Annotated in this window: 19 protein-coding genes; 11 read left to right on the top strand and 8 right to left on the bottom strand. The window is 73.7% G+C overall.

Features of this window, described 5'->3' with window-relative positions:
• Window positions 1-116: 116 nt before the first annotated feature.
• From fae to ACLBXP_RS10750, 7 genes are all read right to left on the bottom strand, one after another.
• Window positions 117-629, bottom strand: a complete 513-nt coding sequence (gene fae, locus ACLBXP_RS10780; protein WP_447667648.1) for a 5,6,7,8-tetrahydromethanopterin hydro-lyase — start codon at window positions 627-629, stop codon at window positions 117-119.
• Between the two features lie 236 nt (window positions 630-865).
• Window positions 866-1717, bottom strand: coding sequence for a triphosphoribosyl-dephospho-CoA synthase (locus tag ACLBXP_RS10775; protein WP_447667647.1), 852 nt, complete (start codon window positions 1715-1717; stop codon window positions 866-868).
• Window positions 1718-1722: 5 nt separating this feature from the next.
• Window positions 1723-2637: an ATP-grasp domain-containing protein gene (locus tag ACLBXP_RS10770; protein WP_447667646.1), complete on the bottom strand. Its 915-nt coding sequence runs from the start codon at window positions 2635-2637 to the stop codon at window positions 1723-1725.
• 111 nt (window positions 2638-2748) lie between these two features.
• The gene (gene mch / locus ACLBXP_RS10765; protein WP_447667645.1) at window positions 2749-3720 is read right to left on the bottom strand and encodes a methenyltetrahydromethanopterin cyclohydrolase; all 972 of its coding nucleotides are present in this window, start codon (window positions 3718-3720) and stop codon (window positions 2749-2751) included.
• Entirely contained in the window at window positions 3717-4856 is a 1140-nt protein-coding gene (locus tag ACLBXP_RS10760) for an ATP-grasp domain-containing protein (RefSeq protein ID WP_447667644.1), read from the bottom strand. Before ACLBXP_RS10760 ends, mch begins: the two co-directional genes overlap by 4 nt.
• Before the next feature lie 33 nt (window positions 4857-4889).
• Window positions 4890-5783 carry an NADP-dependent methylenetetrahydromethanopterin/methylenetetrahydrofolate dehydrogenase gene (locus ACLBXP_RS10755; protein WP_447667643.1) on the bottom strand — a complete coding sequence of 298 codons (894 nt, stop codon included), beginning with the start codon at window positions 5781-5783 and terminating at the stop codon, window positions 4890-4892.
• Window positions 5784-5834: 51 nt separating this feature from the next.
• On the bottom strand, window positions 5835-6815 hold the full coding sequence (locus ACLBXP_RS10750) for a beta-ribofuranosylaminobenzene 5'-phosphate synthase family protein (protein ID WP_447667642.1): 981 nt from the start codon (window positions 6813-6815) through the stop codon (window positions 5835-5837).
• A gap of 369 nt (window positions 6816-7184) precedes the next feature.
• On the opposite strand from ACLBXP_RS10750, the gene ACLBXP_RS10745 reads away from it, so the two are divergent.
• The 5 genes from ACLBXP_RS10745 (at window position 7185) to ACLBXP_RS10725 (ending at window position 12056) form a co-directional block, all read left to right on the top strand.
• Window positions 7185-8255 carry a formyltransferase gene (locus ACLBXP_RS10745; protein ID WP_447667641.1) on the top strand — a complete coding sequence of 357 codons (1071 nt, stop codon included), beginning with the start codon at window positions 7185-7187 and terminating at the stop codon, window positions 8253-8255.
• On the top strand, window positions 8255-9895 hold the full coding sequence (locus ACLBXP_RS10740; protein WP_447667640.1) for a formylmethanofuran dehydrogenase subunit A: 1641 nt from the start codon (window positions 8255-8257) through the stop codon (window positions 9893-9895). The genes ACLBXP_RS10745 and ACLBXP_RS10740 overlap by 1 nt, the downstream gene beginning before the upstream one ends.
• Before the next feature lie 37 nt (window positions 9896-9932).
• Window positions 9933-10904: a formylmethanofuran--tetrahydromethanopterin N-formyltransferase gene (fhcD, locus tag ACLBXP_RS10735; RefSeq protein ID WP_447667639.1), complete on the top strand. Its 972-nt coding sequence runs from the start codon at window positions 9933-9935 to the stop codon at window positions 10902-10904.
• Window positions 10901-11695 carry a formylmethanofuran dehydrogenase subunit C gene (locus tag ACLBXP_RS10730; RefSeq protein ID WP_447667638.1) on the top strand — a complete coding sequence of 265 codons (795 nt, stop codon included), beginning with the start codon at window positions 10901-10903 and terminating at the stop codon, window positions 11693-11695. Before fhcD ends, ACLBXP_RS10730 begins: the two co-directional genes overlap by 4 nt.
• 154 nt (window positions 11696-11849) lie before the next feature.
• The gene (locus ACLBXP_RS10725; RefSeq protein WP_447667637.1) at window positions 11850-12056 is read left to right on the top strand and encodes a hypothetical protein; all 207 of its coding nucleotides are present in this window, start codon (window positions 11850-11852) and stop codon (window positions 12054-12056) included.
• A 28-nt stretch (window positions 12057-12084) separates the two neighbouring features.
• Here ACLBXP_RS10725 and ACLBXP_RS10720 read toward each other — a convergent pair whose 3' ends face one another.
• The gene (locus ACLBXP_RS10720; RefSeq protein ID WP_447667636.1) at window positions 12085-14193 is read right to left on the bottom strand and encodes a TonB-dependent receptor family protein; all 2109 of its coding nucleotides are present in this window, start codon (window positions 14191-14193) and stop codon (window positions 12085-12087) included.
• Window positions 14194-14562: 369 nt separating this feature from the next.
• Between ACLBXP_RS10720 and ACLBXP_RS10715 the strand changes: the two genes are divergently transcribed.
• The 6 genes from ACLBXP_RS10715 to pqqE all read left to right on the top strand — a co-directional run bounded on the left by ACLBXP_RS10715 (window position 14563) and on the right by pqqE (window position 20587).
• Window positions 14563-16206 (top strand): ATP-binding protein, encoded by a 1644-nt coding sequence (locus ACLBXP_RS10715; protein WP_447667635.1) that lies wholly within the window; start codon window positions 14563-14565, stop codon window positions 16204-16206.
• On the top strand, window positions 16203-16907 hold the full coding sequence (locus ACLBXP_RS10710) for a response regulator transcription factor (protein WP_447667634.1): 705 nt from the start codon (window positions 16203-16205) through the stop codon (window positions 16905-16907). The genes ACLBXP_RS10715 and ACLBXP_RS10710 overlap by 4 nt, the downstream gene beginning before the upstream one ends.
• Window positions 16908-17117: 210 nt before the next feature.
• Window positions 17118-17207, top strand: a complete 90-nt coding sequence (gene pqqA, locus ACLBXP_RS10705; protein WP_447667633.1) for a pyrroloquinoline quinone precursor peptide PqqA — start codon at window positions 17118-17120, stop codon at window positions 17205-17207.
• Window positions 17208-17249: 42 nt separating this feature from the next.
• The gene (gene pqqB, locus ACLBXP_RS10700; RefSeq protein WP_447667632.1) at window positions 17250-18149 is read left to right on the top strand and encodes a pyrroloquinoline quinone biosynthesis protein PqqB; all 900 of its coding nucleotides are present in this window, start codon (window positions 17250-17252) and stop codon (window positions 18147-18149) included.
• A 171-nt stretch (window positions 18150-18320) separates the two neighbouring features.
• Window positions 18321-19445, top strand: a complete 1125-nt coding sequence (pqqC, locus tag ACLBXP_RS10695) for a pyrroloquinoline-quinone synthase PqqC (RefSeq protein ID WP_447667631.1) — start codon at window positions 18321-18323, stop codon at window positions 19443-19445.
• The gene (gene pqqE / locus ACLBXP_RS10690) at window positions 19442-20587 is read left to right on the top strand and encodes a pyrroloquinoline quinone biosynthesis protein PqqE (RefSeq protein ID WP_447667630.1); all 1146 of its coding nucleotides are present in this window, start codon (window positions 19442-19444) and stop codon (window positions 20585-20587) included. Before pqqC ends, pqqE begins: the two co-directional genes overlap by 4 nt.
• Window positions 20588-20591 lie beyond the last annotated feature (4 nt).

Raw genomic sequence — 20591 nt, 5'->3', positions numbered from 1 at the left:
CGGCTTTCGCCGCCCCACCCGGGCAGGGCCTAACGGCCGAGGAAGATGGAAGCCAGTCGCTGGAGCAGGCCCCGCGGTGCGGGCGGAGGCGCGCTCTGCCCAGGACTGTCCCCGATCTAGGCGTTCGCCGCGAAGGGGTGCGAGGCGGAGTTGCGCTGCTCGGTGACGGTCGAAGCCTTCGGCTCGCCGTTGACGGCGCGCTGGATCGACAGCTTGGTGGCGTCGTAGTTGTACTTCTGGATCTTGGCGTCGTCCGCCGCCTCCCAGTGGATGAACACGCCGACCAGGATGAACAGGTCGTCGGCCTCGTCGGCCGGGATGATGCCCTCGGCAACGGCATCCTGCACGGCCTTGGCGACGCCGTGCTGGGCGGGGCCGAACATCTGGACGGCCTGACGGGCGTCGTTGATGGTGACCTTGTTGAACATCAGCGTGTTCGGCTTGCACGGCAGGTTCGGCGCGATGACCGCGAGCAGGCTGGTGAAGCCGTGCTTGTTGTTCACGAGGCCGTTGCAGAAGGCCGTCTCGGCCGGCGAGCCGCGCGGTCCGATGATCAGGTCGATGTGGGCGACCTCGTTGCCGTCGCCGACGAGAGCCTCGCCGACCTGAACCTTGGTGATCTTTGCCATTCGGGGTCTCTCCCTGGATTCCTGAAAGGAGGCCACGCGCCCGGGAGGCGTGGCCGGAAGCCATCCTTGTTCGCGACGCTCGACAGGGGGCCGAGCCGGTTTGCCCGGATAGCGGCGCGGACCCTACAGCGGGCCTTTTCGCGGAACAACCCTGCGCAAGGCCCTGGAATCGGTAAATGTTTGCGCGGAGCCGGGTGTTCGGCCCTGGATCTTTCGGCGGTTTCGTGCAGGCGCCGTCAGACCGCCGAGCCCGCCGCCAGCACCGCGGCGCCAGCCGCCAGCACCGCGTCGAGGAACAGCGTCGCCACCGTGAGGTCGGCGCTGGTGCCCGGGTTGATGCCCGCCTCCTTCAGGCGCCGGTCGTGGGCGAGGAGCGCGTCGACGGGTTCCCCGGCAAGGTCGAGGGCGAGGAGCTCGGCCGCGGCGGCCGCCCGCACGGCTTCGGCCCGCGCGGGACCGTGCTTGCGGGCGATGTGGCTGTCGGGGATTGCGGCCAGGTAGGCGATGTGCACGGCGGTGGTGCTCCAGGGCGCGTCGAGCCCCCGGGCCCGCGCGGCCGCGAGGGCGGGCAGGCCCACCGTGCGGAGGTCCGCGAAATCGGTGACGTAGGCGCGGGCGATGCGGTCCCGCGGGGCCGCCTCCCCCATCGCGTCCTGCAGGGAGGCCGGGGCGGCGTCGGCGACGTCGTGGCGGGCCGCCCGGCCGAGGCCGCCGGGGTTCGCCTGACGGATCCCCGCGAAGACGCCCGCCGCATCCGCGGCGTCGAGTTCGGCGAGGATCCGGGCCAGGGGGGCTCCGGCCTCGGCCGCCCGCGCCACCGGCGCGCAGAGGAGCAGGATGCCGAGGTTGGTGTTCTGGCCGACCGCCGCCATCGTGGCCGCGACCCCGCCCGCGACCCGGCGCCCGACGCCGGCGCCCGCCTCCGCGAGGGGAGGCGCGGAGACCTCGGCGCTGGTTACGAAGTCGGCCACCGCCATGCGGTGCCCGGCCGCGTAGGCGTGGACGTTGCCGACCTTCAGGGCGTCGAGTTCCGCGAGGCAGGCCGCCCGGTAGAGCGAGCCGATCAGGGCCGGCGCCAGGGCGGCCACCGCCCTCAGCCCTGCACGGCCACGAGGCGCGGAGGCCGGGCCGCCCGCACCGCGTTGAGGAAGCCGCGGGCCACCGCGCCCGCGATGTCGGCCTCCGCGACCCGCTGGAGGCCCGACCAGGCCGGCATCGAGTTGACCTCGAGGACCATGAAGCCCCCCTCCCCGTCCTCCACGAGGTCGACGCCCGTGTAGTCGACGCCGACCGCGGCGGCGGCTGCTTCCGCGAGCTCGCCGGCCCGGGCCGGCATCGCCCAGGGCAGCGGGCGCCCGCCCCGGTGGACGTTGGTGATCCAGCCGTCGCCCTCGCGGATCATGCCCGCGATGGCGCGGCCCTCGCAGACGAAGACGCGGTAGTCGCGCCAGAGCCCGTCGCGGCGGGGCACGTAGCGCTGCAGGTAGTAGACGCGGGCGACGGCCTCCTCGGGTGGCAGATCCTCGGGCCGCTCGACGAGCCGGAGGCCCTCCCCCTGCGAGCCGAACAGCGGCTTGAGGACGAGGGGGCTGCCGGGCCGCGCCTCCCGGTCGACGATCCCGGCCGCGGCCGCGCGGCTCGAGACCACGAAAGTGTCGGGGGTCGGCAGGCCGGCCCGGGCGACGAGGAGGCTGGTGGCCGCCTTGTCCACCGAGCGCTCGATGGCCACCGGCCCGTTCCAGACGGTCACGCCGGCGGCCACCAGGGCGTGCAGCACCCCGAGGCGCAGGGTCGTCGCCTCGAAGGTGCCGCCCGCGATGGTGCGCAGGAGGACGCCGTCCGGCAGCCCGTCCGGGAAGCCCGGCACCCGCAGCGGCTCGCCGCCGCCCGTCACCACCGCGACGTCGGCGAGGGAGAACAGCACCGGCTCGACGCCCTGCGCCGCGAGCGCCGCGCGCAGCCGCGCCTTGTGCCAGGTGCCGTTGTCCGCCGCGAGGCCGATCCGCATGGGTGTCCCGATCTACGCTGCCCACCGCACCACCACCCGGGCGCGGGATCCCGTCCTTCAGAGGCGGCGCGATCGCCCCCCATCCGGGCGGGCGTCGCGCGGCTCCGGGCCTCAGCCGAAGGAGGCCTCGACGAGTTCCGGCATCAGGCGGCCGCCCCGGAAGGTGCTGCCCGTGCGGACCGAGGTGACGATCGCCTCGGCGGGGCTGAAGAGGGCGCCGTCGATCTTGTAGAAGTCGCCGTTCACCCGGGCGAAGATCTCGGCGAAGGGCGCGCCGTGGTCGCTCGACGTGGTGGAGGGCAGCTGCTCGGCGAGGCCCCGCGCGTCGGCGTCGTCGGCGTCCACGAAGAGCTGCACCCGGCCGCCGTAGATGATGGCGTCGTTGGTGCGCCCCATCGCCCGGATGAAGTCCGGGTGCTGCGGTGAGAGCGGCGCCGAGCCGATGCCGTCGACGATAGCGTGCAGGTCGAACCCGACCGTGTGGGCCTTGTGGAGCGCCACCTCCAGCACCCGCGCGACCACCTGCGTGGCGCCCGCGAGGCTCTGGGTCGGCGCGAAGATGAAGGTCAGGTCCTCGGGGCTCAGGCCCGTGGCCTCCGCCACCTTGGCGACGACGCTGGCGGGCGGGCCGCCGGCCGCCTCGAGGACGAGGGCGGTCCGCCCCGCGCTGTCCCGGTATCCGAGCTCCTTGTAGAGGTCCTCCACCACGGCCACCGCCCGTCCGGGACCCGAGCCGAGGGCGAAGAAGCCGGAATCGCCGGTCTCGTCCGCGAGGCTCCAGCCCGCGTACTGGCTGCCAAGGCAGGCCAGCACCGGATCGTTGGCGTGCACCACCACCGAGTAGGGCCAGGCCGCCACGGGGCCGGTCGGGCTGATCGTCACCGTGCCGAGGCCGCCGAGGCAGATCTCGGCGATGCGGCGCCCGGCCTCGATCGAGCCGCGCACGGAGGCGCCGGCATCGACCATGCGCGCGCCGCCGGCCTCCTGGCTCACGGCGAGGCGCAGGATCCCGGCGTCGGCGACGAGCCGCTCCACCAGGGGCGCCGACAGCGCGTTGAGGCTCGGGTAGGCACTGGAACTCATGGTGCTTCCTCCTGGTCGAGGAGGGCGTGCACGATCGCCGCCCTCTCCCGCAACTGCGCGCGCACCGCCCCGGCGTCCCGGCCGGCCGCCAGGACCGTGCAGAGCGGCGCATCCCGGCCGACAGCCGTGCCGGCCCCGGGCCGGTCCCGCACGAAATCGGGCCACGGGAGCGCCGGCAACGTGCGGTGGTCCCGGGCCCCGTAACAGATCTGTGCGCCCGCCGCATCCACCGGTGCGGGCCCCGGCGCCGGGAGGCTCCCGAAATGGGCCTCGACATGCGCGGCGAGCAGGGGAAGCCCGCGCCGGTCGAGGACGTCGAGGGTGGCGCCGGGGCGGGGGTTGATCTCGGTGAGCCACCAATCCGCGCCGTCGACGAGCAGGTCGGCGCTGGCGAGGCCGCGCAGGCCCGTCGCGGCCACGATCCGCTCCACGGCGGCGGCAATCTCGGCGGCGAGGCGGGGTGCTAGCGCCGGCGCCTCGTCGCGGCCGCGTGCCAGGGCGCCGGCGTAGCGGAACGGGCGCAGGGCCGAGGGCGCGCTCCACTGCTCGGTGACGGCCAGCGGCAGGAGGCGGCGCCCGTCGCCGAGGAAGTTCAGGGCGTGGGCGATCCCGGGTACCCGGGCCTGGAAATAGGAGCCCGCGGGCGCCCGTGCCCGGGTCGCGGCGCGGATGTGGCTCCCCCCCGATCCCCCGACCCGCTTGAGGAGCCAGGCCGCCGGCTCCGCCACCGGCCCGAGGCTCACGGCCGGGTGCGGCACCCCGAGGCGGGCGCAGAGGGCCGCAAAGGCGAGCGGGTCCTTCAGGGCGGCGACGCAGGCGGGTTCTGCGCCGATCAGCCGGTGGCGCCGGGCGAGCGTCGCCATCAGGTCCGGCGCGCCCTCGAAGCCGCTGCCGAGGACGAGGCCGAGCGGCGCGCCGCCGGCCTCCTCCGCGAGGGCGTCGAGGGCCCCGAGGACCGCCTCCGCCCCGAGCCGCCCCGTCCCGAAGCGCCCCGGCAGCGGCCGGTGCGCCTCCGCGAGGGCGCGGGTGTCGGCATCGCCGAACAGGTCGGCCACGTAGGGGCGCAGGCCCGCCCGGCGGGCCGCCTCGGCGAGCGCCCGGCCCGACTGCGCCGCGATCAGGACGGCCTCGCCCAAGCCCGCGCTCCGCCTGCGCGAATGCCGTGCGCCTCAGCCGGCGATCTCGACGGCGAGCGCGTAGGCGTCCCGGAAGTCGAGGCACAGGGGCTGCTCGGAATCGAGCATGCGGCGGAACAGCCGGCACTGGGTCTGGTACTTCACGTTGCCGACCGCCAGCGCGCCGATGCCGATGCCCTTGCCGGTGGGCAGGGCGACGTCCACGGCGTTCACGTCGATGCCCGCGATGCCGGCCGGCGGGACCGCGTTGACGTCGGAGGCGACGAGGAGGCCGGGGGCGGATTCGAGGTCCTCCGCCGACAGGATCGGGATGCCGGCCGGGCCTGCCGAGAGGATCACGTCCGCCTGCGTGATGGCGGCGCGGCGCGCCTCCGGGGTCGAGCCGTCGACGGCGCCGACGTCGATGCCGAAGCGCCACTTCATCGTGAAGGCGATTTTCGAGACGCGCTCCTCGCCGTCGTGGCCGACGAGGACCGTGCGGGCGCCCTCGAGGGCGCCGATCACCGCCGCCACGTAGGCGACGACGCCGGCACCCCCGAAGATCACGATCTGCTTGCCCTTGAGGTCCGTTCCGAACCGCCCGCGCAGGGCCCGGGCGACCTGGGCCACCATCGCGGCGCCGGTGGTGAAGGAGCCCGCCGGGTCCGCGAAGAGGTGGTTGGCGAAGGGCGGCACGAAGGCCTTCTTCGCCCGGTCGACCATGTCGAGGGCGTCCTCGGCGTTCTTGCCACCGATGAAGAGGCCGGTGCGCACGCCGTCCTGGGGCGCGCGGGAGAAGATCGAGTCCTGCGTGAGCGACACGACGTCGGGCAGGGTGACGTCCGTGTAGGTGACGATGGTCTCGAAGCCGGCATCGACGGCCATGTTCACGTCGAAGGGGCTCATGTGCTTGAGCGGCGTGAGCATGTGCAGGATCGAGCGGGCCATGGCGGTCTCCTTGAGTTCAGGTCTGAGGGGCGATGGCGCCCTGAGGTTTCGTCAGCTCGCGGTCACGGTCGCGCCCGCGTTGCGTCCGCGGGCGATGACGAAGCGCAGGGGGCCGGGCCGTTCGAGGCGCGCGACGAGCCGGCGCGCCTCGGCCTCGGAGGGCATCAGGGCGAAGCCGGTCGGCCCCCAGGAGCTCTGGCCGTAGCCGGCGACGCCCTGCGCCGCCACCGCCGCCAGCGCCTCGGCCACCGCCGGACTGGCGTAGCGGCCGCCCTGGTGGGGCGCGAAGTGGTCGCCGATGCGCCGCTGGATCGCCGTGATGCCGGCCCCGAACGCCTCGGGCTCGGCGAGCACCGCGGCGGGCATCACCTGCATCAGCACGATCCGGCAGATCTCGGCGGCCTCCGCCTCGGGGAAGCGGGGCAGGTCGCGGAAGGCCTCCGTCTCGGGGGCGCCGTGCACGCCCGTGGCGGTCTCGTCGAGGATCAGCACGATGCGCCAGGCCTCCGGGTAGGGCAGCCGGGCGATCACGGGCGGCGGGGCGCCGCTCGCGTCGCGGCCGCCGTCGACGATGAGGCCGCCCTCCGTGAAGCTCGCGAGGCCGACGCCCGAGCGGTTGCCCCGGTCGAGGGCGTCGGCGAAGTCGGCCGGCGCGAAGGGGCGGCCGTGGAGGCGCGCGAGCGCCGCCGCGACGGCCAGCGCGAGTTGCGTGCCGGAGCCGAAGCCCGCATGGGCGGGGATCGTCTCCTCGATGCGGATGGCGGCGGCCTCGGGCACCCCGAGATGGCGCGCGGCGGCCGCCGCGTAGTCCCGGGCGCGGCCGGCCTCCGGCCCCTCGACGGTGAGCGCCGGGGCCGGGGCGGCCGAGAGGGCGACCGCGGGAGCGTCGACTGCCACGCCGAGGCTGCCGAAGCGCCGGCCGAGGCCGCCGTGGAGGTCCAGGAAGCCGAAATGCAGCCGCGCCGGGGCCCGGACCCGCACCGCGCCGACGCCCGATCCCCCCTGCGCCACCTGATCCGGGAGCTGCGCCACCTCGACCCCTCTCGCGGAGAATCGTCGCCGATGCGGGGTCCCCGGAGGGCGGCCCGCGCGTGGCCGGCTTCTCCCATGGAGACCCCGTGGGGAGCAACCTGGGATCTGCGCCGCCGCCGCACGCGCAGCGGGAAATCCGGAACCCGGCACTTGCCTGCCGCCTTGGCCCGATGCAAACGTTCGCGCCCTGGCCACCCCTGCCCCGGCAGGCGGACGGTTCCGACGCGGCTCTCCGCGCGATGCCCTCCCCCCTCGGGAGCCCGCCTCGCGCGGCGAGAGCCGGCCCCTCCCCGGGCGGTCGCGCGGATGCCGACGCCAAGGTGCCTATGAATGGCGCCAACGAAGGCGACAACGATCGGGTGAGGTGGGATGGCAGCCTGCTGGGTTAAGGGTGGCGCGGCGGACGCGGAGACCGCCATCGAGGCCGCGGCGACGCTGCTGGCCGGGGCCCGGTCCCCGGTGATCGCGGGGCTCAACGCCGACGTCGCGGCGCTGCGCACCGCGTTCCGCCTCGCGGGCACGCTCGGTGCCTCCGTCGACTTCACGGGCTCGGACGCGGCCTACGCCGATCTCGGCTCGCTCACGCGCAACGGCATCATGGCGACGACGCCGGCCGAGGCGGCCGGGCGGGCGGACGTGGTGCTCGTCGTCGGCGCACGCCCCTGGGACGCGCCGGGGCTCGCCGACCTCGCGGCCGGCACGCCGAGCCGGGGCCGCGCGGCGGGGTCCGCGCGCAGCCTCCTCGTCCTCGGCGGCCCCGACGGGCTGCCCCACGCGGCCTTCCCGGTCGAGCCCGCCGGCTTCGCGGTCGCCCTCGCGCACCTGCGCGCCTTCGCCAAGGGCAATCTCTCGGACGACCACCCCTACGCCGACCTCGCCCGGCGCCTCGCGGCCGCGCAGTACGGCGTCGCCGTCTACGAGCCCGGCGAGCTCGGCGAGATGGCGGTCGAGACCCTCCAGGGCCTCGTCAAGGACCTCAACGAGACCACCCGCTTCTTCACCCTCGGACTGTCGGGCGCCGACCAGTCGCGCTCAGTCGTCCAGGTCTCGGCCTGGACCTCCGGTCAGGCGCCCCGCACGGGCTTCGGCCGCGGCGTGCCCGAGCACGACCCCTGGCGCTTCGACGCGGCCCGACAGGCCGCCGCCGGCGAGATCGACGGGGCGCTCTGGCTCTCCCCCCTGCCCGGCCCGCGGCCCGACTGGCTCGGCCGGGTGCCCGCGGTCGCCATCGTCGGCCAGGGCAGCCCCGAGGCGACGGGCGAGCTTGCCGAGATCGTCATCACGGTCCCGGTCCCCGGGACGGGAGCCGGCGGCGTCCTCTGGAACGAGGGGCGCGCCACCCTGACCTACCGGAGCGCGGGCGCCCCCGGCGCGGGGCCGGCGGCCGCGGAGATCGTCGAAACCCTTGCGGCGCGCGTCGCCGAGCGGAGGACCGCCTGATGCTGACCCGGATCAGTGGCGGCCGGGTCGTCGATCCGACGGCCGGGCGCGACGCCGTGGGCGACGTCTGGATCGAGGACGGCCGGGTGGTTGCTCCTTCCGAGCGGACGCCGGACCGCACCATCGACGCCACGGGCTGCGTGGTCATGGCCGGCGGCGTCGAGGTGCACTCGCACATCGCCGGCGGCAACGTGGTGATGTCCCGCCTCCTCCTGCCCGACCTCTACGTGAGCGAGACGGCGCCGGACGGGCATCCCTTCGCGCATGCGGGCGGCTCCGGCGCCTGGATCGGCGCCTCCTACGCCCGGATGGGCTACACCACGGCGGTCGAGCCCGCGATGCCGCCGGCGAGCGCGCTCGCCCTGCAGCTCGAGCTCGCCGACATCCCGCTCCTCGACCGCGGCGCCCTCGCGGTGATGGGCAACGACGACCACCTCCTGAAGCTCCTGCGGGAGGGCGAGAGCGCGGCCGCGGTGCGCGACCTCGTGGCCCTCAACCTCGCCACCACCCGCGGCCTCGGGCTGAAGTGCATCAACGCGGGCGGTGCCTCCGCCTTCAAGGACGGGGCGCTGCGCCTCAGCCTCGACGACGAGATCCCCTGCTACGGGCTCTCGACGCGGCGGATCATGAGCGCCCTCCTCGACGCGGTCGAGGAGATCGGCGTGCCGCACCCGCTGCACGTCCACTGCAACAATCTCGGCCTGCCGGGCGCCGACGACTCGTTCGTGGCGACCCTCGAGGCCGCGGAGGGGCGGCGCATCCACTTCGCGCACGCCCAGTTCTACGCCTACGGCGTCTCCGATCCCGAGAACCCCATGACGGGCGGCTTCCGCTCGGCGGCCGAGCGCATCACCGCCGCCATGGAGGCGCACCCCAACGCCACCTACGACGTCGGCCAGGTCGCCTTCGGGCAGACCGTGACGATCTCGCTCGACATCCTGCGCCAGTTCGGCGGCCGCAAGGGCGCCAAGCCCAAGAAGTGGTCGCTCACGGCGGGCGATGCCGAGGGCGGCGGTGTGGTGCCGTTCCTGTACCGGCCGAAGGGCCCCACGAGCTCGCTCCAGTGGGCGATCGGGCTGGAGCTGATGCTCCTGTCGGGCGACCCCGAGCGCACCATCCTGACGACGGACCACCCGAACGGCGGCCCCTTCACCGAGTATCCCCGCATCATCCACCTCCTGATGGACCGCGAGGAGCGCGCGCGCGCCATCGCGGAGCTGCCGGCGATCGTCGGCGAGCGCTCGACCCTGCCGGCGCTGACCCGGGAGTACTCGTTCTCGGAGATCGCGCAGCTGACCCGCTCGGGGCCCGCGAAGCTCCTCGGGCTCGACGACCGCGGGCACCTGCGTCCGGGCGGGCGGGCCGACGTCGCGATCTACCGCGACGACCCCGACCGGACCGCGATGTTCGCCCGCGCCAAGGCGGTGCTGAAGGACGGCGCCGTGATCGTGGAGGACGGGGAGGTCGTCGCCTGGCGCGCGGGACGCACGCTGTCGCTCGGGGTCGAGGCCGACGCCGGCATGGCGCGGCGCACCGAGAGCTACCTCCAGGACCGGTTCGGCCAGGGGCTCGACAGCTTCGCGGTGCCCGAGGCCGCCTTCGCGGGCGAGACCTTCGAGGACGTGGCATGCCGGGCATGATTGCGCGCGGATCCGAACTGGCGCCGGTGAACTGACGATGGCTGACCTGACCCTTAACGGCATCCGGGTGGAGGACACCTTCGCGGAGGCCTTCGACGTCGCCGGCACCGCGATCGTCGTCACCAACGACACGCCCAAGTGGGCGATGATCGCCGCCACAGTGATGACGGGCTTCGCCACCTCGGTGATCGGCTGCGGCGCCGAGGCCGGGATCGACGCCGTGCTGTCGCCGGACGAGACGCCGGACGGGCGGCCGGGCGTGCGCATCCTGCTGTTCGGCTTCGAGCCGAACGGCCTCAAGGAGCAACTCCTTAAGCGCGTCGGCCAGTGCATCCTCACCTGCCCGGGCACGGCCTGCTACGCGGGCGTCGAGGGGCCGACCAAGATCAAGCTCGGCGGCGCGATCCGCTACTTCGGCGACGGCTTCGCGGTGGCCAAGCGCCTCGCCGACGCGCACGGCAAGGTCCGCCGCTACTGGCGCATCCCGGTGATGGACGGCGAGTTCCTGTGCGAGGATTCGACCCGCGCGGTGGACGGGGCGGTGGGCGGCGGCAACCTGCTCTTCCTCGGCCGCACCCACGCCGACACGCTCCGGGTCGCCGAGATCGCCGTCGAGGCGGCGGCCGCCGTGCCGGGCGCGATCCTGCCCTTCCCCGGCGGCGTCGTGCGCTCAGGCTCGAAGGTCGGCGGGCGCACCAAGGGCATGATGGCCTCCACCAACGACGCCTATTGCCCGACCCTGAAGGGCCGGGCCGGCTCGGCGCTGCCGCCCGAATGCGGCGTGGTGCTGGAGATCGTGATCGACGCGCTGACCTCGCAGGGCGTCTCGGATTCCATGCGGGCGGCGCTCCACGCCGCCACCGAAGTCGGGGCGCGCCACGGCCTCGTCGCGGTCACGGCCGGCAATTACGGCGGCAACCTCGGCCGCCACCACTACCATCTCCGGGACCTCCTGGAGAAGGACGGCGGCGCGGGCGGCGGCGAGGCTGGCGAAAAGGCTGGAGCATGAGCGTCCTCACCCTCCGCGAGGCCCCGCCGGAGCGCCTCGACTTCCTGAACGTCAACCCAGTGGCCCTCGCGGGGCTGTCCGAGGCCGAGGCGGCACGCCTGCCCGTCGGCACGAGCCGCCGGGGCGTGGCGCTGGGTGACTGCTTCGCGGTGTCCCTCGACGGGTCCGACACCCTGACCATCGAGGGCGGCCACGAGCGCCTCGACCGGGTGGGCGCCGCCCTCTCGGAGGGCAGCGTGCGGGTGGTCGGCGACGTCGGCCAGCGCCTCGGCGCCGGCATGGCGGGCGGGCGCCTCACCGTGACGGGCAGCGCCGGTCCCTTCGCGGGCGCGGGCGCGACCGGCGGCCTCATCACCGTGGAGGGCGATGCCGGGGACGGCGCCGGCGGTGCGGTCTACGGCGCCAAGGCCGGGCTCGACGGGGCGACCCTGATCGTGCGGGGCCGGGCCGGGGCGCGCTGCGGCGACCGCATGCGGCGCGGGCTGCTGCTCGTCGGCCGGGCCGGCGACCTCGCGGGCGCCCGCATGATCGCCGGCACCCTCGCGGCACTGGAGGCCGGCGACCACCCGGGGCTCGGCATGCGCCGCGGCACCCTGCTCCTCGGCCGGCACGGACAGATGGCCCCGAGCTTCGTCGAGACGGGCACGCACGACCTCGTCTTCCTGCGCCTCCTCGCCCGCTCCCTGCAGGGCGTGAGCCCGGAGCACGCCGCCCTCGCGACGGGGGCCCTGCGCCGCCACTCGGGCGACCTCGCCACCCTCGGCAAGGGCGAGATCTGGGCCGCCGCCTGAGGCCCTGGCGGCCCCTGGCGCCCGACCGCCGCTTGCCGGAAGCTCCCGGCGGCGTTGCCGCAGCCGGCAAGGTCCATCTGGCCGGAGCGCGCCCGCGCCCGATATGAGGGCGAGCCTGCCCGGCATCCCCGCTCATTCCGCGAGGCGCGGCCCCATGCTGATCCTGCTCTCCATCTGCCTGCTCGCCGAGCCGACCACCTGCAAGGAGGACCGGATCGAGCTCAGCTACGAGGCGACCTCGCCCTTCATCTGCCTGCGCAACTCGCAGAGCGCGCTGGCCACCTGGCAGGAGGCCCATCCGGAATGGCACGTGGCGCGCTGGCGCTGCGCGGCCCGCGGCAGCCAGCCGAAAAGCCTGTGATCCCGGAGTCTGCGGTCCCGGCCCGTCCTCAGAACCGGGTCCGCAGCTCGACGTAGACGGTGCGGGGCGGGCCCGCGTAGAGGCCGCCGTTATCCTCCAGGCTGGCGCGCGTGTAGTAGCGCCGGTCGAGCAGGTTCTGCACGCCGAGGCTGAGCTTGGCGCCCGGCGCCACCTCGTAGCTCGCCCGCGCGTTCCAGATCGCCCAGCCCGGGATGCGGCCGAGCTTCCCGTCCGCGCTCGGCACGACGGTGTTGGCCTCGTCCGCGAACTGGGCGGATTGCAGGTAGCCGAACGTGTCCAGGGAGAAGGGGCCGGTCGCGTAGGTCGCCCCCACCGTGCCGGTGCGGCGGGAATAGAGCCGCAGGTCGTTGCCCCGGAAGACGCCCTCCTCCGCCGTGGCGCGGGTGTAGGCGTAGGTCGCGTAGACGCCGAGGCCGGTCAGCGCCGGGTGGAGGCCCGCGAGGTCGTAGCGCAGGCTCGTCTCGACGCCCCGGTGCAGCGTGCGGCCAACGTTGCGGTAGTTGCTGCCCACCGCGTCGTACTCGATCTGGTTGTCGAAGTTCAGGCGGAACAGGGCGATCTCGGCGGTGAGGCCGCCGAGGAAGTAGCGCGCGCCGACCTCCGCGGTGGTGGCGATCTCGGGCTCCAGGCGCTGGTCGATGGGGCTCAGGGGCAGCTGCAGGAAGGCCACCGAGCCGAAGGAGCGCCCGACGTTGCCGTAGAGGAAGAGGTCGGGGGCGGCCTGATAGCCGACGCGCAGCGAGGGCAACGGCACCGTGTAGTGCTGCGCGGCCTCATAGCCGGTCTGGTTGTTGCGCCGGCCGATCGTCACGTCCTCGACGCGGATGCCCGGGGTCACCGTGAGGGCCCCGAAGGTGAGCTTGTCGTCGAGGTAGGCGGCGTGCGCGTCCGTCCGGCCCGTGGAGTCCCGCACGGTCACGGGGAGCACGGAGAAGGGGTTCGCGCCGGCGCGGAAGCTGCGCCGCAGGCGGCGCTCGTCCGAGTCCTCGCGGACGTAGCGGTAGCCCACCGAGATCTCCTGGGCGATCCCGAGGAGGTCGGTGCGGACGCTGTAGCGCGGCTCGATGCCGAGGGTGTTGTAGGTGCGCGGCAGGATGTCGAACTGCGTCGCCAAGGTATCGCGGCTGCGGTTCGAGAGTGCGTAGGTGCGGCTGCTGGCGAGGTCGAAGACGGTCGTCTCGAAGTAGCGGGTGCCGTCGAACTCGTTGACGTAGCGCGCCACGCCCTCGACCCGGCTCGCCTCGTAGCTCTGGAAGGCGTTGGTGGAGCCGTAGGGGTTGCGCGCGTAGGCCCGCTGGTCGAGGGGGCCCGGCAGCTCGGCGGAGGCGACGAAGCCCTTCACCCGGCCGTCGATGTAGCTCTCGGGCGTGAGCTGGACGCGATACTTCAGCATCGCGTCGTCGATGTCCTGGTTCGTGCGCGGCCGGAAGGACGGACCGTGGTTGCCCGAGTAGAGGAGCGCGAGCCCGCTGCCCTCGGCGTTGCTGCCGCCGACCACGAGGTCGGCCTGGCCGTTGAGGAAGCCGCCGGCCGCCCCGGACCCGTTCAGGTTGCCGCGCAGGCGCACCTGCCCGCCGAACTCCCGCGGGATCGGCCAGGTCACGTAGTTGATGACGCCGCCGACGTTCTGCGGGCCGTAGCGCACCGCGGCGCCGCCCTTGATCACGTCGATGCGCTCCAGCATCCCCACCGAGACCGGCGCCAGGGACAGCTCCGGCTGGCCGTAGGGCGCGTTGGAGATCGGCACCCCGTCGAGCAGCACCGTCGCGTAGCTGCCGAGGCGCGGGTTGAGGCCGCGGATGCCGATGTTCTGCGCAAAGTCGCCGCTGCCGGTGCCGTTCGGCGGGGGCGCCTGGACGCCGGGGATCAGCCGCAGGGCCTCCGTGAGGTTCTGGGCGCCGGAGGCCGCGATCGCCGCGGCGGTGGCATCCCCCCGGCTGCCCGCGTAGGTCCGGGCCGCGGCCGGGACCTGCGCGGTGGCGATGGGGCTCGCGCTCACCTCCAGTTCCTCCAGGGCCACGGCCGCCTCGGGCGCCGCCCGCGCGCCGGACGCGCCGAGGCAGACCGCCGACAGGAGGGCGGCCGCGCGGGCGGCCGGGTGGCGCTGGATGGTCATGGGGCGGGCCTGTCCTCACTCGGGGCGGCCGGAGCCGCGTGCGGCCCCGGTGGCACGGGGGGACGGGCGGGGAAAGCAGGCGCTCGATGCTATCTTCTGTAATTGGAGTAAATCCAAGTTTCGGACGAAGGAGAGGCACAGATATCGATCTTAGAGCCGTAGTAATTTTATGCCGTAATGTTGCGTTTTGGTGTCACAACTCTGGGTTTTCTCAGGTATAATAGCTACCGAAAGTCGTGAGGCCCCTGCGCGCCGACCCGCGGCGATTCCCGCCGACCCGACGGGGGCGCGGCACCCGGGTCCCCTTGGCCGGCGGCCAGCGCGGTGACACTCTCTCCCGGTCGCCCCCCGCGGCCGGAGCAAGGGTCCATGCGTTCGCTGAAGGTACGGTTCGGGCTGCTGCTCGGCGGGACGGCGCTCCTCGTCGTGCTGGCCGCCGCCGGGGTGCTGGCCTCGATCGGGGCGGCCGAGCGCACCATCGACCGCACGCTGGAGGCGCAAGGGCGGCTGGAGCTCCTCGCCGAGCTGTCCGGGCGCATGACCCAGTTCGGCCTCGCCGCCGTCGAGACCGTGACGAACCCGGACGGGCAGCCGGAGGCGATGGGCGTCGCCCGCACCAACGCCGACCGGGCGCTCTCCGCCGTCGAGGAGGCGGTGGCCCGCACCCTCAGCGCCACCTCCGACGACCAGACCGACCGGGTGCAGTTCGCCGCCCGCATGCGGCCGCTCGCGCAGCTGCGCGCCGCGCGCGCCGTCCTCGACCGTCAGGTCTCGCAGATCGAGCGGCAATCCGATGCGGAGGCGCGCAAGAACGCCATCAAGGGCGCGCTCAACGGCTTCGGGGCGATGACGGGCCAGCCCCTCTCCTTCCTGATCGAGGCCGAGCGGCGCAGCATGGTGCTGGGCTCCGAGCAGGCCCGCGCCCTGTCGCAGCGCCTGCGCCTCGCCTCCGCGGCGGCGGTGCTGCTCGCCCTCGCCCTCGTGGCGGTGCTCTACCGCAGCGTCACCCGCCCCACGCTGGCCCGCATCGAGGCGGTGCGGCGGGCGGCCGGCGCGGTGGGCAGCGGCGCCCTCGACACCCGTCTCTCCGTGGCGACCCGCGACGAGCTCGGCCTGCTCGTCGCGAACTTCAACCGCATGGCCGCCCGCCTCTCCCGCCGCGAGAGCCGGCTCGCGGCCGACCGGGCGGCGCTGGAGGACACGGTCGAGGCCCGCACCGCGGACCTGCGCGCCGCCAACGCCCGCCTGGAGGCGGTCGACCGCTCCCGCCGGCGCTTCTTCGCCGACGTCAGCCACGAGCTGCGCACGCCCCTGACCGTGATCCTCGGGGAGTGCGACATCGCGGGCCGCAGCCTCGCGCGGGCCTCCGAGCCCGGCGCCCGCCCGCCGGACTTCGCGCCCGTCTTCGCCACCATCCGCAAGCGGGCGCAGCGCCTGAAGCTGCGCGTCGAGGACCTCCTCCGGGTCGCCCGCTCCGAATCCGGCGCGATCGAGCTCGACCGCCGGGCGGTCGGCGCCGTGCAGGTGCTGGAGGAGGCCGTCGACAACGCGGGCTCCGAGGCCGCCCGGCGGCGGGTCGCCCTCGACTTCGACCCCGGCCCGCGGGACTTCGCGATCCTCGCCGACCGGGAATGGCTGCGCCAGGTCGTCGAGAGCCTCATCGACAACGCCTTCCGGCACGCCACCGGCCTCACCCGGGTGCGGGTGTCGCTCGCGCCCGCCGGGACGCCCGACGCCCCCCGCGCCCGCATCGCGATCCGCGACGACGGCGCGGGCTTCTCCGAGGGGCCGGACGAGCTGTTCGAGCGCTTCCGGCGCGGCACCCGGCCCAACGAGACGGGCTTCGGCATCGGCCTGGCACTGGCGCGCTGGGTGATTGAGCAGCATGATGGCGCGATCCGCCTCGGGCGGGGCGAGCACGGGCGCGGGGCGGAGGTCGTTCTCGACCTCCCCGTGCTCGACCTCGCCCTCCAGCAGAACGAAGGGCGGCAGATCAGGGAGGGCGCCGCATGACGCGGGTACTCATCGTCGAGGACGACAGCGACATCCGCGCCATGCTGGCCCGCGGCCTGGAGGCGGAGGGCTTCTCGGTGGGCATGGCGGGCTGCGTCGGCGACGCGCTCACCGCCGCGCGGGACGAGGCGCCCGAGGCGGTGGTGCTCGACATCACCCTGCCGGACGGCTCGGGGCACGACGTCTGCCGCTCGCTGCGCGAGGGCGGCTATCCGGGCCCGATCCTGTTCCTCAGCGCCCGCGACGAGATCCGCGACCGCGCCGAGGGCCTGGCGCTCGGGGCCGACGACTACATCGTGAAGCCCTTCGTGTTCGACGAGCTGGTGGCGCGCCTGCGCACCCACCTGCTGCGCCGCCGGGAGTCGGACGCGCCCCGCACCCTGGTGACCGCCGGCAAGCTCACCCTCGACCTCAACACCCGGCAGGTGAGCTGCGGCGAGGCCTCCGCCCGCCTCACCCCCCGCGAGGCGGAGCTCCTCGCCATGCTGATGGAGGGCGCCAACCGGCCGGTCTCGCGGGGCGACATCTTCGACAAGCTCTGGGCGAGCCAGGGTGGCCTCTCCCTCAACGTGGTCGACGTCTACGTCGGCTACCTGCGCTCCAAGATGGCGGACTTCGTGCGCTTCGGCGGGCCCGTCCTCGTGACGGTGCGGGGCCGGGGCTTCATGCTCGACCTGCGGGGCCAGGATTTCCGCCATTGAGACGGCGCGCCGGCGGGCCGCAGCGCTTAACGTCCCGCTCACCCGCCTCACACGATTTTGGGATGATCCGGCAATTTTGCGCTTGAAGTGGCGCGCCAAATCGCCGATATAGCTGCGGCGGCAAAAATCGCTGCACCGTCAATATCTTAGGATCCTCTTAGACGGGATCCCGGCGAGATTGACGAATCGAAAAGTCCGAGGAGAAACACCATGAAGTGGGCTGCCCCCATCGTTTCCGAGATCTGCGTCGGCATGGAAGTCACGAGCTACGAGTCGGCCGAGATCGACACCTTCCACTAAGGTGAGCGCCGGCCGGGGATCGCAGGACCATCGGGGAGACCCATGCGTGTCGTGATCCTCGGCTCGGCCGCCGGCGGCGGCCTTCCCCAGTGGAACTGCCGCTGCCCCATCTGCTCGCTCGCCCGCAGCGAGCCCGGGCGCGTCCGCCCCCGCACCCAGTCGAGCATCGCCGTCTCCGCCGATGGAGAGCGCTGGCTCCTGGTGAACGCCTCGCCCGACATCCGGGCCCAGCTCAACGACACCCCCGACCTGCACCCGCGCGAGGGCCTGCGCCACTCGCCGATCGGGGCCGTGCTGCTCACCAACGGCGACGTCGACCACGTCGCGGGCCTCCTGACCCTGCGCGAGGCGCAGCCCTTCACCCTCTACGGCACGCAGGGCATCCTCGATTCCGTCAACGCCAACCGCGTCTTCGACGTGATGGCGGCGGAGGTGGTGGGCCGGCAGCCCATCACCCTGGACCGGACCTTCGAGCCCCTGCCCGGCCTGTCCGTCACCCTGTTCGCGGTGCCCGGCAAGGTGCCCCTCTGGCTGGAGGACGAGACGATGCAGATCGGCGCCGAGACCGAGACCACGGTCGGCGCCATGATCGAGGCCGGCGGTCGCCGGCTCGCCTACATTCCTGGTTGCGCCCGCGTCACGGACGGGCTGAGGGACCGGATCGCCGGCGTCGACGCTCTGCTGTTCGACGGCACGGTCCTGCACGACGACGACATGATCCGCGCCGGCGTCGGCACCAAGACGGGCTGGCGCATGGGCCACGTGCCGATGCGCGGCGAGAACGGTGCCATCGCGGCGCTCGCGCCGGTCGCAATCGGCCGCCGGGTCTTCGTGCACATCAACAACACCAATCCGGTCCTGATCGAGGACGGGCCGGAGCGCGCGAGCGTCGAGGCCGAGGGCTGGACGGTGGCCCATGACGGGCTGAGCCTGACGCTGTAGCGGGCCGGCCCGGCGAGAGGCGGCGCGGGGGCGGGTGGTCCCGCGGATCCGGGGGCCTTATATCTAGCGCGCGATCCAATCGCGCAGCGGCAGCCCTGGTCCCGAGTGCCGGGCGTCCCTACAATGAATCAAAATTCCGGAAACGCAGCCGAAGAACGCCTGGACGACGCCATGACCGCAGCTTTCCCGACTCCCGCCGCCGATGCGTCCCAGCGCCTCCTCAGCCCCGAGGAGCTGGAGGCGGCCCTGCGCGACATCGGTGCCCGGCGCTATCACAACCTGCACCCGTTCCACCGCCTCCTCCACGACGGCAAGCTCAACAAGGATCAGGTCCGCGCCTGGGCGCTCAACCGCTACTACTACCAGGCGATGATCCCCGTGAAGGACGCGGCCGTCCTCGCCCGCATGACCGACGCCAGCCTGCGCCGGGTCTGGCGCCAGCGCATCGTCGACCACGACGGCGACGCCCCCGGGGACGGCGGCATCGAGCGCTGGCTGAAGCTCGCCGAGGGCGTCGGGTTCGAGCGGGACTACGTGCTCTCCACGCGGGGCATTCTCAACGCCACGAAGTTCTCGGTGGAGGCCTACGTCCACTTCGTCTCGGAGCGCTCGCTCCTCGAGGCGATCGCCTCCTCGCTCACCGAGATGTTCTCCCCGACCATCATCTCCGAGCGCGTCGCCGGCATGCTGAAGAACTACGACTTCATCACCAAGGACACGCTCGCCTACTTCGACAAGCGCCTGACCCAGGCGCCGCGCGACGCCGACTTCGCCCTCGACTACGTCAAGCAGCACGCCACCACGCCGGCCCTGCAGCGGCAGGCCATGGCCGCGCTGACCTTCAAGTGCAACGTCCTCTGGACGCAGCTCGACGCCCTCTACTTCGCCTACGTGGCGCCGGGCATGATCCCGCCGGACGCCTGGCGCCCGGGCGAGGGCCTCGTCGCCGAGGTCCCGGCCGAGAAGGCTGCCCCCCAGGCCGCCCCGACCCAGGCCGCCCCGACCCAGGCCGCCGGCACCGGCCGCATCGAGGCCGGCGACCGGCCGCGCCTGCCCCGCGGCGTGCGCATGCGCTTCGACGAGACCCGCCGGAAGCACGTCCTGCTCGCCCCCGAGCGGACCTTCGACCTCGACGACAACGCCGTGGCGGTGCTGCAGCTCGTGGACGGCAGCCGCACCGTCACGGACATCGCCGTCAAGCTCGCCGAGACCTACGCGGCCGATCCGAAGGTGATCGAGGTCGACATCCTGGCGATGCTCAACGACCTCGCGCAGAAGAGGGTGCTGGAGCGATGAACGCGATCACGCCGAACCCGCAGGGCGCCCCGGCGCCGGTGGGGCTGCTGGCCGAGCTGACCCACCGCTGCCCGCTGCGCTGCCCCTACTGCTCGAACCCGCTCGAACTCGACCGCCGCTCGCGCGAGCTCGACACCGCGACTTGGCAGCGGGTGCTGACCGAGGCGGCGGCCCTCGGCGTGCTCCACGTCCACCTCTCGGGCGGCGAGCCGACCGCCCGCGCCGACATCGTCGAGATCACGGAGACCTGCGCCAAGCTCGGCCTCTACTCGAACCTGATCACCTCGGGCGTCGGGGGCGCGCTCGACAAGCTCCAGGCGCTCTACGACGTCGGCCTCGACCACGTGCAGCTCTCCGTGCAGGGCGTCGACGCGCAGAACGCCGAGAAGATCGGCGGCCTCAGGAACGCGCAGCCGCAGAAGATGCTCTTCGCCGAGAAGGTGACGAGCCTCGGCCTGCCGCTGACCCTCAACTCGGTGATCCACCGCGGCAACATCCACGAGGTCGAGGGCTTCATCGACCTCGCGGTGAAGCTCGGCGCCAAGCGGCTCGAGGTGGCCCACACCCAGTATTACGGCTGGGCCTACGTGAACCGCGCCGCGCTGATGCCGAACAAGGCCGACGTCGACGCCTCGATCCGCATCGTGGAGGCCGCCCGCGAGCGCCTGAAGGGCCAGCTCGTCATCGACCTCGTGGTGCCGGACTACTACGCCAAGTACCCGAAGGCCTGCGCGGGCGGCTGGGGCCGCAAGCTCATGAACGTGACGCCGCAGGGCAAGGTGCTGCCCTGCCACGCCGCCGAGACGATCTCGCAGCTCGAATTCTGGTACGTGACGGAGCATTCGCTGGGCGACATCTGGGCGAACTCGCCGGCCTTCACGGCCTACCGGGGCACCGACTGGATGCAGGAGCCCTGCCGCTCCTGCGACCGCCGCGAGAAGGACTGGGGCGGCTGCCGCTGCCAGGCCCTGGCGCTCGCCGGCGACGCCGCCGCGACCGACCCGGCCTGCTCGCTGTCGCCGCTCCACGCCAAGGTGCGCGCGCTCGCGACCGAGGAGGCGGCCGAGAACCCGCCCGACTACCAGTACCGGACGATCGGAGCCAACATCCGCTCGCCGATCAAGGAGGAAGCCCCGCTGTGAAGTG

It is taken from the genome of Methylobacterium sp. A54F, assembly GCF_053346035.1.
Note: the sequence above shows the minus strand (reverse complement) of the source record. Positions and strands in the feature narration are given on the sequence as shown.

Coding starts and splice junctions, on each gene's coding strand:
- ACLBXP_RS10725 (WP_447667637.1), top strand. CDS start 11,850: ATGCTGATCCTGCTCTCCATCTGCCTGCTCGCCGAGCCGACCACCTGC.
- ACLBXP_RS10710 (WP_447667634.1), top strand. CDS start 16,203: ATGACGCGGGTACTCATCGTCGAGGACGACAGCGACATCCGCGCCATG.
- pqqE (WP_447667630.1), top strand. CDS start 19,442: ATGAACGCGATCACGCCGAACCCGCAGGGCGCCCCGGCGCCGGTGGGG.
- mch (WP_447667645.1), bottom strand. CDS start 3,720: ATGAGTTCCAGTGCCTACCCGAGCCTCAACGCGCTGTCGGCGCCCCTG.
- fhcD (WP_447667639.1), top strand. CDS start 9,933: ATGGCTGACCTGACCCTTAACGGCATCCGGGTGGAGGACACCTTCGCG.
- ACLBXP_RS10770 (WP_447667646.1), bottom strand. CDS start 2,637: ATGCGGATCGGCCTCGCGGCGGACAACGGCACCTGGCACAAGGCGCGG.
- pqqA (WP_447667633.1), top strand. CDS start 17,118: ATGAAGTGGGCTGCCCCCATCGTTTCCGAGATCTGCGTCGGCATGGAA.
- ACLBXP_RS10715 (WP_447667635.1), top strand. CDS start 14,563: ATGCGTTCGCTGAAGGTACGGTTCGGGCTGCTGCTCGGCGGGACGGCG.
- ACLBXP_RS10755 (WP_447667643.1), bottom strand. CDS start 5,783: ATGGCCCGCTCGATCCTGCACATGCTCACGCCGCTCAAGCACATGAGC.
- pqqC (WP_447667631.1), top strand. CDS start 18,321: ATGACCGCAGCTTTCCCGACTCCCGCCGCCGATGCGTCCCAGCGCCTC.
- ACLBXP_RS10730 (WP_447667638.1), top strand. CDS start 10,901: ATGAGCGTCCTCACCCTCCGCGAGGCCCCGCCGGAGCGCCTCGACTTC.
- ACLBXP_RS10740 (WP_447667640.1), top strand. CDS start 8,255: ATGCTGACCCGGATCAGTGGCGGCCGGGTCGTCGATCCGACGGCCGGG.
- fae (WP_447667648.1), bottom strand. CDS start 629: ATGGCAAAGATCACCAAGGTTCAGGTCGGCGAGGCTCTCGTCGGCGAC.
- ACLBXP_RS10745 (WP_447667641.1), top strand. CDS start 7,185: ATGGCAGCCTGCTGGGTTAAGGGTGGCGCGGCGGACGCGGAGACCGCC.
- pqqB (WP_447667632.1), top strand. CDS start 17,250: ATGCGTGTCGTGATCCTCGGCTCGGCCGCCGGCGGCGGCCTTCCCCAG.
- ACLBXP_RS10720 (WP_447667636.1), bottom strand. CDS start 14,193: ATGACCATCCAGCGCCACCCGGCCGCCCGCGCGGCCGCCCTCCTGTCG.